At 57.8% G+C, this 13,312-nt stretch carries 15 protein-coding genes and 1 pseudogene; 13 read left to right on the top strand and 3 right to left on the bottom strand.

The features are described 5' to 3' along the window. Positions 1-37 precede the first annotated feature (37 nt). Both AB4N42_RS22255 and AB4N42_RS22260 read right to left on the bottom strand, forming a co-directional pair. Positions 38-1,075: a phage portal protein gene (locus AB4N42_RS22255; RefSeq protein ID WP_460115365.1), complete on the bottom strand. Its 1,038-nt coding sequence runs from the start codon at positions 1,073-1,075 to the stop codon at positions 38-40. Further along, positions 1,072-2,829 carry a terminase ATPase subunit family protein gene (locus AB4N42_RS22260; protein WP_460115366.1) on the bottom strand — a complete coding sequence of 586 codons (1,758 nt, stop codon included), beginning with the start codon at positions 2,827-2,829 and terminating at the stop codon, positions 1,072-1,074. Before AB4N42_RS22260 ends, AB4N42_RS22255 begins: the two co-directional genes overlap by 4 nt. Before the next feature lie 138 nt (positions 2,830-2,967). Between AB4N42_RS22260 and AB4N42_RS22265 the strand changes: the two genes are divergently transcribed. From AB4N42_RS22265 to AB4N42_RS22295, 7 genes and pseudogenes are all read left to right on the top strand, one after another. Next, positions 2,968-3,798 carry a GPO family capsid scaffolding protein gene (locus tag AB4N42_RS22265; RefSeq protein WP_460115367.1) on the top strand — a complete coding sequence of 277 codons (831 nt, stop codon included), beginning with the start codon at positions 2,968-2,970 and terminating at the stop codon, positions 3,796-3,798. Between the two features lie 18 nt (positions 3,799-3,816). Further along, positions 3,817-4,824 (top strand): phage major capsid protein, P2 family, encoded by a 1,008-nt coding sequence (locus AB4N42_RS22270; RefSeq protein WP_460115368.1) that lies wholly within the window; start codon positions 3,817-3,819, stop codon positions 4,822-4,824. Positions 4,825-4,834: 10 nt separating this feature from the next. After that, on the top strand, positions 4,835-5,533 hold the full coding sequence (locus tag AB4N42_RS22275; protein ID WP_460115369.1) for a phage terminase small subunit: 699 nt from the start codon (positions 4,835-4,837) through the stop codon (positions 5,531-5,533). Positions 5,534-5,637: 104 nt separating this feature from the next. After that, positions 5,638-6,100: pseudogene (locus AB4N42_RS22280) on the top strand (head completion/stabilization protein). Further along, positions 6,100-6,312, top strand: a complete 213-nt coding sequence (locus AB4N42_RS22285) for a tail protein X (RefSeq protein WP_460115370.1) — start codon at positions 6,100-6,102, stop codon at positions 6,310-6,312. Before AB4N42_RS22280 ends, AB4N42_RS22285 begins: the two are co-directional and overlap by 1 nt. Positions 6,313-6,336: 24 nt before the next feature. Beyond that, entirely contained in the window at positions 6,337-6,813 is a 477-nt protein-coding gene (locus tag AB4N42_RS22290; protein ID WP_460115371.1) for a phage tail protein, read from the top strand. Continuing rightward, complete coding sequence (locus AB4N42_RS22295) at positions 6,810-7,268, top strand: phage virion morphogenesis protein (protein ID WP_460115372.1); 459 nt, start codon at positions 6,810-6,812, stop codon at positions 7,266-7,268. The genes AB4N42_RS22290 and AB4N42_RS22295 overlap by 4 nt, the downstream gene beginning before the upstream one ends. Positions 7,269-7,286: 18 nt before the next feature. Here AB4N42_RS22295 and AB4N42_RS22300 read toward each other — a convergent pair whose 3' ends face one another. Beyond that, positions 7,287-8,324 (bottom strand): DUF4062 domain-containing protein, encoded by a 1,038-nt coding sequence (locus tag AB4N42_RS22300; RefSeq protein WP_460115373.1) that lies wholly within the window; start codon positions 8,322-8,324, stop codon positions 7,287-7,289. Positions 8,325-8,501: 177 nt separating this feature from the next. Between AB4N42_RS22300 and AB4N42_RS22305 the strand changes: the two genes are divergently transcribed. From AB4N42_RS22305 to AB4N42_RS22330, 6 genes are read left to right on the top strand one after another with little or no spacing between them, the layout of a single operon-like run. Next, on the top strand, positions 8,502-9,074 hold the full coding sequence (locus AB4N42_RS22305; protein WP_460115374.1) for a phage baseplate assembly protein V: 573 nt from the start codon (positions 8,502-8,504) through the stop codon (positions 9,072-9,074). Continuing rightward, the gene (locus AB4N42_RS22310; protein WP_460115375.1) at positions 9,071-9,415 is read left to right on the top strand and encodes a GPW/gp25 family protein; all 345 of its coding nucleotides are present in this window, start codon (positions 9,071-9,073) and stop codon (positions 9,413-9,415) included. Before AB4N42_RS22305 ends, AB4N42_RS22310 begins: the two co-directional genes overlap by 4 nt. Next, positions 9,412-10,323: a baseplate J/gp47 family protein gene (locus tag AB4N42_RS22315; RefSeq protein WP_460115376.1), complete on the top strand. Its 912-nt coding sequence runs from the start codon at positions 9,412-9,414 to the stop codon at positions 10,321-10,323. Before AB4N42_RS22310 ends, AB4N42_RS22315 begins: the two co-directional genes overlap by 4 nt. Then, positions 10,323-10,949, top strand: a complete 627-nt coding sequence (locus tag AB4N42_RS22320) for a phage tail protein I (RefSeq protein WP_460115377.1) — start codon at positions 10,323-10,325, stop codon at positions 10,947-10,949. Before AB4N42_RS22315 ends, AB4N42_RS22320 begins: the two co-directional genes overlap by 1 nt. Next, complete coding sequence (locus AB4N42_RS22325) at positions 10,939-12,444, top strand: phage tail protein (RefSeq protein ID WP_460115378.1); 1,506 nt, start codon at positions 10,939-10,941, stop codon at positions 12,442-12,444. The genes AB4N42_RS22320 and AB4N42_RS22325 overlap by 11 nt, the downstream gene beginning before the upstream one ends. Before the next feature lie 7 nt (positions 12,445-12,451). Beyond that, positions 12,452-13,018, top strand: a complete 567-nt coding sequence (locus tag AB4N42_RS22330) for a tail fiber assembly protein (RefSeq protein WP_460115379.1) — start codon at positions 12,452-12,454, stop codon at positions 13,016-13,018. The last annotated feature ends 294 nt before the right edge of the window (positions 13,019-13,312 follow it).

Raw genomic sequence — 13,312 nt, forward strand, 5'->3', positions numbered from 1 at the left:
ATCTAGTTTTGTTTTCGCATTTTCCCTGTCACCTCACTTATTCTGCGGAGGTTAAGCCTCCGCCGGTTTCATAGGACTTAAAACGCAAGACCTCCTCCCCTAGCCAGTGATTCAGTTGCGCCATCCGCGTCTGAATGGGCTCCAGCTCATTGGCCGCATAAATCTGCGCCGCCTCCCTGATAGACCCGAACCCACCCGCGTTCTGCGGCACAATACCCATCAACTGTGGCGGAATCCGCAGGCTCGCCAGCACGTCATCACGAGTCTGATTCTTGATCGAGTTGAACTCATCTTTGGCCGCTACCTCGCTGACAGGGATGAGCTGAATCCCATCCTTTTTGCCCGTCGGCGAATACACAAACAAATTCCGAAAATTCCCCGGCCCCTTCGACTCCTTCAACGCTTTCCGCAAAGCATCAATATCCGCCTCAGTCTGCGCCGCATCCGTCATGTACAAGATGAATCCCGCATGACTCCCATTCTCGTAATATTTGCGCCGAAACAACGTCGCCGATTCATTCAACAGCGCCGACTGCAACGCACTGATCCACTCCGGCAGCCCATAAATCTCCTGGTGCAAATCTGCCTCACGCAGATGAAAAATGCTCCCCGGCTCAAAGGCGTGCTCGTTCTTCCACCCTTGCACCTGGTAGAACTTCCCCTCCGGCCCTACCCGCATGTACTTCGCCAACGACGGCACCAATTGCCTGGTGCTGCCCAGCACCGAACGGCGCTTTTCCAGATAGCCATTGCCCAGGCACAGGAAGTCCAGGGCGAACTGTTCAAAAGCCGCCCGCGACAGCATCGGATGCGGGATAAACGTCTTGCTCAACAGGTTGCGCTTGAACATCAATCCCGAATGCAAATGCACGCTCGCTCCCACAGACCGAGCCAGACCGTTAAGCGACAACGGCGGCTCATACCAGCGCCCGTTGAACCAGCATTCCAAATAATCGAACACCTCCCGACCACCCAGCACCGGCGTCGGCTCCCCAAAGCTGAACACCTGGGTCCCCGCACTGGCGGCGCCAATGGAGGCCGGCAAATGTACCTGGCTGGCAAGTTGTTCAGTCATGTGAAAATCTCCATTCGCCCGGTATTCGCAGCGGTCTGCCCTTCGAGCGGTTCGTTCTGCAATGCATGAAAGAGCGCCCAAGCCAGGTCGGCATGGCCGGTGTTGTCGTTGCGCCCTGCGGTATAGGTGAACTGCCGGCCACCTGCGGTGATGGTTTTGCGAATCGCCATGAGCGACTGGGCCATGTCGGTCCAGCCGGCGTCGAACTCCAGCCGGCCCTTGTGGATCACGTCGTAGGCCTTCAGCACCAGGCGGGTTTTCACCTCGGGCGAGTAGCTGAAGGTAGTCACAGCTGGGAAGAACTGGCGCACCAGCTGGGCCACGCCGCTGCCCAGGCCAGTGACGTCAATACCGATGTAGGTCACCCAGTAGCGGTCGCACACGCCCTTGATGGCGGCGGCCTGGGCGGCGAAGTCCATGCCCCGAAATTGGTGGCGCTCGAGCACGCGGAACTTGCCGCCCGGCACCAGGGGCGGCGCGACCACCACCAGGCCGGAACAATCGCCCGTCTCGGCCGGGTCATAGCCGACCCACACCTGACGGTCGCCGAACGGGCGCATGGCGAAAGGTTTGTAGTCCTCGGCCCACTCCACCCAGCTATCGACCATGCAGGACTGCAACACCGACAGCGGGAAGATGCTCGCGCCGTCATCAACGAACTCGCACATCAGAAGGTTGGCGAAGGCCTCGGGGCTGTACTCCCGGCGCAGCTCTTCGATGTCAAACAGATCACACCCGCCGCGCTCGGCGTCGAGGATGGTGACGATCTGGCGCCACAACCGATCCTCGCAGAACCGGCCCTGCTGGAGCGCGCCGTGGGACACATCTACTTTGGTGTGCTGCGCGGCAGGTTTGCCCTTGTTGAAACGCTCACCGGTCCAGAAGGTATAGGCCTCGTGCGCCATGCTCGACGGCGTGGAGAAGTAGGTTTTGCGCCACTTCTTGTGCATCGCCATGCCCGAGGCGACCTTGTTCAATTCCTCGAACTTGAACGTCCAGAAGAACTCGTCGAAGTAGAAGTTGCCGTGATAGCCCTGGGCGGTGCGGGCGTTGGTCCCGAGGAAAAACAGCTCGGCGCCGTTGGGCAGTACAATCGGGTCACCGGTCAGCTCAACGCCGATGACTTCCCGGGCGAAGGCCTGGATGTAGCCACGGAACAGGTAGGCCTGGTTCTTCGAAGCTGACAGGAAAATCTGGTTGCGACCGGTGTCCAGGGCGTCGATAAACGCCTCACGGGCGAAGTAGTACGTGGCGCCGATCTGCCGGCTCTTGAGGATGACGCGGGTGCGCTGGTTGCCCGCCCGGTACCAGTCTTTTTGGTAGTCGAAGCAACCGTCGATGAACGCCTCGCGCAGCAGCTCGATCTGGTCTTCGCTGATGTCGTTCTTCGGTGATTTTTTCTTCGGGCTTTCGTTGCGCTTGGCGAGGTTCGGGTTGAGGTCGGTTTCGGTACCACCACCCTGGAAACGCTGAATGCGGGCCTGGCGCTCAAGCTGCCGATGCAGCAGATCGATCTCCTTGAAATCGCCGCCGGTCTTGTTGTCCTTGAGGATCAACTGCAACAGGCGCGCTTCCAGGGCCCCGCCGATGCGCTCGACGTTGTCAGCCCGGTCCCACTTGTCGCGGGCCTTCCAGCTGTGTAGCGTTTTCTCCTTCTCGCCCGTCGCCTCGGCAATCTCGCAGACGCGCCAACCCATCCAGTACAGAAACTTGGATTGGCGTCGGGGGTCGATGGGCAGCAAGGCGGTCGTCATGCCGAGATGCTGCCGCCCACCGCGGCGACTCAATAGCGCCGCCCCTTGTACCCTCCCCGCCTACAGTCCCGCCCCGTTGCCGCCGCTCGCGCCCATACCGACCATGCCCCTCATTGCAACGCACTGAGAATCCCCGGCATGAAGAAGTACCGCAGCAACTGGTTCCGCGTCGCCATCGAAGGCGCAACCTCGGACAAGCGCACCATCAAACGCAGTTGGCTGGAACAGGCCGCCAAGAACTTCAACCCGTCCACCTACGGCGCCCGTATCTGGCTGGAGCATTTCCGCAGCCTGCTGCCCGACAGCCCTTTCAAGGCCTACGGCGACGTACTGGCGGTGAAAGCCGAAGAGGTGGACGTCAACGGCCAAAAGAAACTGGCGCTGTTCGCGAAGGTCGAGCCTACCAACGACTTGATCGCCATGAACAAGGCCAAGCAGAAAATCTATACCTCCATCGAAATCGACGAGAGTTTTGCCGACACGGGCGAGGCCTACATCGTCGGCCTCGCCGTGACCGACTCACCCGCCAGCCTAGGCACCGATGTCCTGGCGTTCTCAGCGCAGAAGCCCGAATCCAGCCCATTCCAGGATCGTCACTATTCGCAAACCTCCATGTTCACCGAGGCGGTGGAGACCGAGCTGAAATTTGAAGAATTCGAAGAGAAGCCGAGTATCGGCGCCCAGCTATTCAACAAGGTACAAACCCTTCTGACCGGCAAACAGACTAAGGATGACAACGAGTTCACCCAGATCGGTGAAGCGGTCGAAGCCATCGCCGAACACGTCAAGGATCTTCCCGACCAACTCGCCGCTGAAAAGAAATTTTCGGCTGGGCTAAAGACCCGACTCGATCAAGTCAGCACCGAACTGACCGAGCTGAAAACCCAGCTGTCCACCACCCAGGATCCCAACCAGAAAACGCGCCCGCAGGTCTCCGGCGGCGGTAACCAAGTCATGACCGACTGCTGACCTTCAAGGACGATCAACATGCGTAACGACACCCGAGTACTGTTCAACGCCTACCTGCAACAACTTGCGCAACTGCATGGCGTGGCTGACGTCACCACCAAATTCACCGCAGACCCGAGCGTTGCCCAGACGCTGGAAACCCGCATCCAGGAGTCCAGTGCCTTTCTCAGCGCCATCAATATTTACGGCGTATCGGAACAGTCGGCGGAGAAGATCGGGATTAGCATCGACGGCACCATTGCCAGCACCACCGACACCACCGTCAAAGACCGTGAAGCACGCGACCCAAGCGGCCTGGATGATCGAGGGTACACATGCACCCAAACCAACTTCGACACCGGCATTCGCTACCAGAAGCTGGACCAGTGGGCCAAGTTCAAAGACTTCCAAGCGCGCATTCGTGACGCCATCATCAAGGCCCAGGCCCTCAACCGCATCATGATCGGTTGGAACGGCATCAGCCGCGCCGCGACATCCAATCCAACCATCAACAAACTCCTGCAGGACGTGAACATCGGCTGGCTGCAAAAGATGCGCGAGGAAAACCCCGCCCGGGTCATGACCGAAGTGAAAGACGGCAGCGGTAAAATCGAAATCGGCGCCAACAAAGACTTCGCAAACATCGACGCCCTGGTCGTCAGCATGGTCAACGAGTTCATCGAACCCTGGTACCAGGAAGACACCGAGCTCGTGGTGATTTGTGGTCGCCAACTGCTGGCCGACAAATACTTCCCGATCATCAACCAAGTGCAAGCGCCATCTGAAATGTTGGCCGCCGACATCGTCACCAGTCAAAAGCGCCTCGGCAACCTGCCGGCCGTGCGTGTGCCGCACTTCCCGGCCAGCGGCCTGATGGTCACCCGCCTCGACAACCTGTCGCTGTACTGGCAGGAAGGCACCCGCCGCCGCACCGTCATCGACAACGCCAAGCGCGACCGCATCGAAAACTTCGAGTCGGTCAATGAAAGCTATGTCATCGAAGACCTGGGCTGCGCCGCCCTGGCCGAAAACATCACCCTGAACTGAGGCGGCGAACATGACCAACCCCTGCCGCCGTCACTTTGAACGCGTCACCGCCGCTGTCGAAGCGGCAGCCACAGACCCCACCCAAACCATGGCCGGCGCCACGGCCTACGAGCACCAGTTAAATCAGCTCTTGCAGGACCGCTTGCGCCTGAAACAGGTCCAGTCCAACCAGGGCAAGGCAGAACTCAAACGCCTGCTACTGCCAAGCTACGAATCCTACGTGCAAGGCGTGCTGGAGGGCGGCAAAGGCGCTCAGGACGAAGTGATGACCACGGTCATGGTCTGGCGTTTCGATGCCGGTGACTTCACTGGTGGACTCGACATCGCGACCTACGTGCTGAAGTACAGGATGGTCATGCCCGATCGCTTCGCCCGCACCTTGGGTTGCCTGGTCGCCGAGGAAGTTGCCACGGCAGCCTTCAAGGCCCAGAAGATCGGCGAACCGTTCGACCTGGCAACCCTGCATCGCACCGCCGAACTCACCGATGCCGAAGACATGCCCGACCAGGCTCGCGCCAAGCTGTTTCTCGCCATGGGTCGGGCCACGCTGGAAGGCATCACCGAAGAGGCCCCAGGTCAACCCGGCCAGCTTCAAGCCGGTGTGGATCTGCTGAAAAAAGCCATCGCCCTGCACGACTCCTGCGGCGGCAAGAAAGATCTGGAGCGGGCCGAACGCCTGCTTAACAAACGCGCCGACCCTGCCGGCTGACCGAGCGTCCCCACGCACCCCGCCGGCTCGGGGCGGATCGGCCAGGCCGCTCCCCCTGAACGTGAAGCCCCGACCACCGGCGACCTATTTTTGAGTGCTGTTCCATGAGCGGATTTATAGCCGGCGGCACCGTCATGCGGCGGCCTTATCAATACCGATGCCTTCTGGCCTTCGATTGATCTCAACGATCTGCGGGCCAAATTGCGAATCGATGCCAGCGTCACCACGCCACGTTTGGAAACCGCCGCCGTTGCCGCCGCCATCAGCGTCAACCGCGAGCTAAGCGAATGGCGCGCCATCCAGCAGGCCGCTGGTCATGCCGAACTGGCGGACGTTCCCGGCGAAAAGATCAACGACGTGTCTGTCCTGGTGCACCTCTACCGCCGCGCCATCGAAGCCGCGACCGGCGCCGAGGTGTGTGAGCGTTACCGCTCCTACGACAGCACCAACAGCGGCAACCAGAACGCAGAGGACCTCACCCCAAACATCGACGACTACCGGCGCGACCTGCGTTGGGCGGTGCGTGACTTTCTGGGCATCAACCGCACCACCGTAGAGCTGATCTGATGAGCGCCACCGTCCGCGCCCACCAAAACGATACCGTCGATGCCCTTTGCTGGCATCACTATGGTCGCACAGCAGGCGTGACCGAGGCGGTACTCGAAGCCAACCCCGGCCTGGCCGACTACGGGCCGATCCTGCCCCAAGGCCTGGCCGTGCGAATGCCCGAAGCCCAGACGGCCGCACCACAGCGGCAGATGGTGAACCTATGGGACTGAAGCCCCTTACATGGCCTGGATCCGATGAACAAACCTAAAAGCCTTCGCGCTCACCTGCTCGCCACCATTAGCGAACTCAAGCACAACCCCGACCGACTGCTGATCTTCATCGACAACGGCAAAATCCGCTGCACCGCCGCAGCCAGCCTGTCCTTCGAGTACAGCTTTGATCTGCAGGTGATCCTCACCGATTTCGCCGGCCATCCCGACAGCGTTATGTTGCCGGTGCTGGGGTGGTTAAAAGTGAATCAGGCCGATCTGCTCGAAAACTTGAACAAGTCCACCCAAGGCATCCAGTTCGAGGCCGACATCCTAGACAACAGCAAGGTGGACCTAAGCCTGACACTGCCGCTGACGGAGCGTGTGGTCGTGGGGACGGACGCAGACGGAAATACCACCATTCACCATCCTGGCGAACCTAAGCAGGTGGCCGCATTCCTTGACCCGGCGTGGATACCTGGCGCCCGACGCACCGGCAGTGAAAGGGTCGTGCCGAAGTGACCAACCAATTGGAAATGCTGGAGGATTGGGCGGCCGGTCTTCTGGGGCAACTCGAACCGGCATCACGCAACAAACTCGCCCGCAGCATCGGCCAGGCCCTGCGGCGCAGCCAGCAACAGCGAATCATCACCCAGCGCAACCCGGACGGGAGCAAGTATGTTCCGCGAAAGCAGCGTAATCTGCGGGGTAAGCACGGACGGGTGAAGCGAAAGGTGCAGATGTTTCAGAAACTGCGCACGGCGAGCTTTTTGAAGGTCAACGGCGACGGAAATTCAATCAACGTTGGGTTTACAGGACGGGTTGCAAGAATTGCTAGGGTGCACCAGTTCGGTCTTAAGGATAGAGCCGAGAGTGGGGCACCTGGTGTGACGTATTACCAAAGAGAAGCATTAGGATTTTCCGATAAGGATGTAGATTTAATTCGAGATAAATTGCTATCACACTTCACGCAATAGCAATTCACATCTACAAAATCAGCTCAAATTAGCAACCGGAGCCTCGACATTATCCTGAGGCGCGGATGCATCTTTTCTCACAGCTCTTAATTCAACCATTATTTTCTCCCCCTCCGCAGTGAGTTTCCAATATTGATAGCTCCTTCCGTCCGTGGACTCTAGACTATCAATCTGCACCAAACCCAAAGCCTTAAGCTGAATTGTCACAGTCTGAAAAACCTGATCATCCAGCTTATTCATTCGCGAGCTTATGCCATACTTGTTTATCACAGCATCACGAAGCATTTCTTTTACCGCGCTGTGCTCATAATACCTAACCAGATAAGGGGATATAAAGTAGAAAATTTCTCGCCACGTGAGGCTTACCTCCCACTTAACGTATCTAGACCCACTAAACCATGTCCCAGACAACTGGAAAACATCTTCGAGACCAGCTAGGTTTGAAATATTGTAAGCAACCTCCTTTACAACCTTAACTTTTGATAGCTGGTCTAGCAGGTTGTTATTTTCTTTTCTCAGTTGGTTTATTTCTTTAAGAAGTTCCTCGCTTGATCCTTCGCTTGCTCGAACCCAACCTATAGCGGGAAAAAGCCTGATAGTTTTGGTAAGGCTCAAAGCAACCAAACCTGGGAGCTCACTACCGCTTTGCCAAAATTTTACCAGCCTACCTGTGGATGCCTTATTCCGAAAGTCCTCCAGCTTTTCACGTGCCTCTATTGAAAGCTCTGATTTCTCCATGGACAACTGACCAGGACTCCCGTGAATCAAAGCCACTACTTTGAGCCCTTTCTCTACTGCATAGTCATATTCTTTTTCAGTGTAACTTATACCTTCAGAACTGATACTCCCGTAACGCCCACCAATAATTAATAAATAATAATCACAATCATCTATTACTCTCTTAATGAATTCCCACTGTTCTTCATCCGTGGCGGGAAACAACTCCATACCAGCGGGAATACAATCCATTTCCATTAAAGTCTGAGTAACACTTTGTCGCTCTTCCTTTAAATCAGTATAAGTTGAACTAACAAAAACTTGGTATCTCTTATCCATTTCTTTTCTCCCTGTGCACCCCTAAGAGTCCGAACCGCCCCCTCCAGCTACAGTCCGGTGATCATAGTCTATCTGCTTGTATGTTCTAAGAGCGACCTATTACAGAGACCTTTGTAGGTCGCATCCGTACAAGCCTTACTAAAGGCGTCGTACGCGGGTAGCCATCAAAATATTGCCATGAACGACTTAGCCACCCTCACCCGCCTAATCGAAAACCTCATCCGCTACGGCACCATCGCCGCCGTCCAGATGAAGCCCCCACGCGTACGAGTAAAAACCGGAACCCTCACCACCGCCTGGCTACCCTGGATCGCCCTACGAGCCGGCGCCGACCGGGAGTGGAACCCTCCGACCGTCAACGAACAGGTCCTACTCTTCAGCCCCTCCGGCCAACTCGCCAACGGCGTCGTCCTGACCGGCCTGTTCAGCGACCACATCCCCGCCAACGGCGACCGTGAAGGCCTGCACCGCATCAACTACCGCGACGGCACGGTGATTGAGTACGACTGCATCACCCACCACCTCAACGCCACCCTCACCGATGGCGGCACCACAACCCTGATCAGCCCAGGCGGCATCAACCTCGTCGGCAACATCACCCACAAGGGCAACTACACCCAAACCGGCAACCAGAACGTCACCGGTACGGTCACCGTCTCGGTAGATGTAGTGGCGGCCGGCATCAGCCTGGTGAACCACCCGCACGGCGGCGTCATGCCGGGCAGCGGCAAGACAGGGAAACCGGAATGAATCGACACACCGGCGCCTCCCTCACCACCGTCGAAAGCATCGCCCAATCCATGAGCGACATCCTCAGCACGCGCATTGGCACCCGAGTCATGCGGCGCGAATACGGCAGCCTATTGCCCGAGCTGGTTGACCACCCATTCAACGACATCACCCGCTTGCAGGTGTACGCGGCCACCGTCATGGCGCTGATGCGCTGGGAGCCGCGTATCAGCCTGAGCCGTGTGCAGTTCCAGGGCGCCACGCTGCAAGGCCAATCCTCGTTGGACATCGAGGGCAGCATCGTCGATAGCAACGAGCCGCTGAGCCTGAGCGTGTCTCTTCACTTGGGGGGTAGCGCATGAACTCATTCGTCGCGATTGATCTGGGGCAACTTCCCGCGCCCGAGGTCGTGGAGCAGGTCGATTACGAGCAGATCCTCGCCGAGCGCAAGGCCTACGCCATTAGCCTCTGGCCGGTCGAGGAACAAACCGAGATCGCTGCACGGCTTGAGCTGGAGTCTGAGCCCCTGACCAAGCTACTCCAGGAGAACGCCTACCGAGAGGTGGTGTGGCGCCAGCGCGTCAATGAGGCTTCCGTCGCCAACATGCTTGCCCTCGCCAAGGGCAGCGACCTGGAGAACCTGGCCGGCAACTTCAACGTCAAGCGCCTGGTCATCAAGCCCGCCAAGCCCTCGGCCATGCCGCCGGTCCCGTTGCTGATGGAAAGCGACGACAGCCTGCGGGAGCGGGCTCAAATGGCCTGGGAAGGCCTCAGCACTGCCGGCCCGCGTAACAGCTACATCTTTCATGCCCGCTCTGCCGACGGCCAGGTGGCCGACGCCACTGCCGAGAGTCCGTTGCCAGCCGAAGCGGTCATCACAGTGCAATCTAACCAGGGCGACGGCACCGCTTCACCCGCGCTCCTTGCAACCGTCAAGGCCTACCTGAGCGACGACGACCGCCGCCCTGTCGGGGATCGGCTGACGGTGCAAAGCGCCCAGATCATCAACTATCAGGTCAAGGCCAAGCTGTTCTCTTCGACCTCCGGCCCTGAAAGCGAACTGAGCCTGGCGGCGGCCAACGCCCGGCTACTGCGGTTCGTGCATCAGCGCCGCCGACTGGGGCTGGAAGTCTCGGAGTCGATCATTCACGCCTCACTGCATGTCGAGGGCATTCGCAAGGTCGTACTGGAAGATTGGGTTGATATTGTCGCGACGAAATACCAGGCCCCGTATTGCACAGGCGTCGAACTGGCGATGGCCATTGAATGATGGCCGACACTCCACTACTTCCGAGCAACTCGACACCGCTGGAACGCCAAGCGGCGCAAGCCCTTGCACAGATCCAGCGTGTGCCGATCCCGCTGCGCACCTTGTACAACCCCGACCTATGCCCCCTGCCCGTGCTGCCCTATCTGGCCTGGGCTTTTTCCGTGGACCGTTGGGACAGCCAATGGACCGAAGCCGCCAAGCGCGCTGCCATCCGCAGCGCGTACTACATCCACTCGCGCAAGGGCACCCTCGGGTCACTGCGCCGCGTTGTAGAACCGCTGGGGTATCTGGTGGACGTCGTGGAGTGGTGGCAGACCGAACCTGAAGGCCCTCGGGCCACCTTCGCTCTGAAGGTCGGTGTCCTGGATACCGGAATCACCGAAGCGATGTACCGAGAGCTTGTGTGGCTCATCGACGACGCAAAACCGCTGACCCGACACCTGATCGGGCTCGACATTATTCTGGAGACCGCACTCGACGCCTTCGCCGGATTAGCGATTTACGACGGCGATGAAATCGACGTGTACCCCTGGAGCAACCCCGACATCAACGTGAGCATCAATGGATATACCGGCATGAGCCTCTACACCCTCGACGAACTGGATGTGTTTCCCCATGGTGGATGAAAAAACAATCTTCGGCGGCATGTTGACCGCGCTTGGCGCCGCCAAGAAAACCAACTGCGATGCCCTCGGCATACCTTGGGAACCCAAGTACATGCTGATCGGTGACGCCAACGGCACCGACCCGGTACCGAGCCCCACACAAACGAAGTTAATCAATCAGGTGTATCGCGCCCAGCTTAATCAGTTGCGTGTCTCACCGACTGACCCAAACGTTCTCATCGCTGAATTAGTGTTGCCCCCTGACGTGGGCGGTTGGTGGGTGCGTGAACTGGCGCTAGAAGACAAAGACGGTGTGTTTTGCGCCGTTGGAAATGCGCCCCCCAGCTATAAGCCCTTGTTGACACAGGGCACAGGCCGTAACCAAGTGGTGCGGATGCACATCATCACCCACGGTACAACCAATATTCAGCTCAAGATCGATCCTTCGGTGGTCCTGGCTACCCGCCAATACGTAGACCAGTCACTTCGCAACATCAATGTGTTTACACATCTGAGAGTTTCAAGAGCACTTAAGAGTTCTGAGTTGGGTGTGGTGCTGGTAGATGCGCAGGCAATGCCTGTTACGGTCCATCTTCCTCGCGCTGATCCAGCATTGGGAACCCGTGACGTCATCGTGAGGCGTACGGATAACAGCGTTCATCGATTGGTGGTAAGCGCGTCCGGGCAGGACCGCTTGAACTTTCACACTCACCTTAATCCTAGTGGTTACCCCTTTTTGGTATTGATGGGGGCTGGTGATTGGTGGCACTTGCGCAGTGATGGAGCTGGTGGCTGGTGGCCGATCGGTCGTTTCGACAGCACACCTTTGGGACGCCCCATGTTCGAGACCACAACGCTATTCAACCCCGGTGGTTATGGGCCGTTGAGCGGCCAGTTACTCAAACGGGGCGAATGGCCCTGGCTGTGGGATCACGCCCGGCAATCCGGCATGCTTCGTGATGACTACCCCCGAACTCATTTCGAAGGTTGTTGGACTTCCGGCGATAAGGTCTCGACGTTCCGAGTGCCGGATGTACGGGGGGAGTTTCTGAGGATACTCGATGAGTCGCGCTTGGTTGACCAAACGATGTTTCGGGGAGAAACGACCGCTGGTAGCACTGTCATCAATATTTATCGACGCTCGCATCTGTTGGCTGTAGGTATGCGAATCACCGGAGAAGACTGGTTTTTTGGAACCACGATCCTTTCAGTAAAAGGAGACATCGTCACGGTTGATACTCCGGCAGAACAGACCGGAATGTACCCCTTGAAGGTCGCAGGACGCATGGCGGGCTCTTGGGAATCAGACGAATTCGGAAAACACACCCATCCCGTCTCATTTGGAAGGGGCACTGGATCTTTACTTCCGTTGATTCCCGAGCATTTTAATGCTGGGAGCGCAAGTCTCTATACCACTCCTTCAAAAGAGAGTTCGCCACCTTTCATAGACTATTCAGGTGACGCAGAAACACGTCCTCGAAACATCGCCTACCCCGGCCGTTTGAAAGTAATTTAAGGTCCCTATGTTCATATACAAATTTGATAAGACCGGGGCCTTATCCGGCCCCATGACATTCCTGTCTATTCCGGGATTCGGCCCACACGTGCCGGGGGATACCGTTCTCCTGCCTGAAGAGTTGCCTGCCGCGCAGGCGGGTTATTGTTGGGTTTTAACTAAAGGTTCTCCTCTGCAAGTGGTCGATAAGCGCGGCACCGTTTACCGCATCGATACCGGCGAATCGATGCAATGGGATGAACCGGGTGAATTACCTGAAGACTTAACGACCCAGCCTTGGCCAGGTGCACATCATCTCTGGCTAAACGGCACTTGGGTATTGGACGAGGCCGCCCAATCGGCCGTCAAAAGCGAACAGGCACTGATCCGCCGAGACGGTTTGTTACAAGACGCTCAATTGCGTATCGCACCCCTGGAATATGCCGAGAAATTGGGCAGCGCAACTGACGCAGAGAGAGCCTCGCTGGAGGAATGGATGCGCTACTGCGTTGAACTCAACCGCCTCGAATCACAGGCGAGCTTTCCTGACTCAATTGACTGGCCCCAAATGCCACAGTTGGTAAACCGACGCTGAAAGCCTACAGACAAATACCCAGTAACACCGAACGCTTGCCCTCAGGCTACATCGCCTTGCGCCTTTGCCTACAACTAAGCCAGAATCCGCCCGCTTGTGCGCCAGGGTACGCGGCGGTAGCTTAGTTCTTGTCACTGCTTAGCAGTGATCGGGTTTAGCAGCCCAAAACCTTTTGACGCACAATGCTGCACATTTGCCAGCAGGCTTTCGTGCCTGCTCGTTATGTAATGGCGGTTGTGCGTGGGAGACCTTCGGGTCTGCCGGTTTAAGAGGTCCGGTCTGCTAACCCGCGTA

This window comes from Pseudomonas sp. H2_D02 (assembly GCF_054677635.1).

What these genes read in the sequence shown, in the direction of transcription:
- AB4N42_RS22310 (WP_460115375.1), top strand. Translation starts at nt 9,071, where the DNA reads ATGAATCGACACACCGGCGCCTCCCTCACCACCGTCGAAAGCATCGCC.
- AB4N42_RS22325 (WP_460115378.1), top strand. Translation starts at nt 10,939, where the DNA reads ATGGTGGATGAAAAAACAATCTTCGGCGGCATGTTGACCGCGCTTGGC.
- AB4N42_RS22275 (WP_460115369.1), top strand. Translation starts at nt 4,835, where the DNA reads ATGACCAACCCCTGCCGCCGTCACTTTGAACGCGTCACCGCCGCTGTC.
- AB4N42_RS22265 (WP_460115367.1), top strand. Translation starts at nt 2,968, where the DNA reads ATGAAGAAGTACCGCAGCAACTGGTTCCGCGTCGCCATCGAAGGCGCA.
- AB4N42_RS22255 (WP_460115365.1), bottom strand. Translation starts at nt 1,075, where the DNA reads ATGACTGAACAACTTGCCAGCCAGGTACATTTGCCGGCCTCCATTGGC.
- AB4N42_RS22300 (WP_460115373.1), bottom strand. Translation starts at nt 8,324, where the DNA reads ATGGATAAGAGATACCAAGTTTTTGTTAGTTCAACTTATACTGATTTA.
- AB4N42_RS22260 (WP_460115366.1), bottom strand. Translation starts at nt 2,829, where the DNA reads ATGACGACCGCCTTGCTGCCCATCGACCCCCGACGCCAATCCAAGTTT.
- AB4N42_RS22305 (WP_460115374.1), top strand. Translation starts at nt 8,502, where the DNA reads ATGAACGACTTAGCCACCCTCACCCGCCTAATCGAAAACCTCATCCGC.
- AB4N42_RS22330 (WP_460115379.1), top strand. Translation starts at nt 12,452, where the DNA reads ATGTTCATATACAAATTTGATAAGACCGGGGCCTTATCCGGCCCCATG.
- AB4N42_RS22320 (WP_460115377.1), top strand. Translation starts at nt 10,323, where the DNA reads ATGGCCGACACTCCACTACTTCCGAGCAACTCGACACCGCTGGAACGC.
- AB4N42_RS22290 (WP_460115371.1), top strand. Translation starts at nt 6,337, where the DNA reads ATGAACAAACCTAAAAGCCTTCGCGCTCACCTGCTCGCCACCATTAGC.
- AB4N42_RS22315 (WP_460115376.1), top strand. Translation starts at nt 9,412, where the DNA reads ATGAACTCATTCGTCGCGATTGATCTGGGGCAACTTCCCGCGCCCGAG.
- AB4N42_RS22285 (WP_460115370.1), top strand. Translation starts at nt 6,100, where the DNA reads ATGAGCGCCACCGTCCGCGCCCACCAAAACGATACCGTCGATGCCCTT.
- AB4N42_RS22270 (WP_460115368.1), top strand. Translation starts at nt 3,817, where the DNA reads ATGCGTAACGACACCCGAGTACTGTTCAACGCCTACCTGCAACAACTT.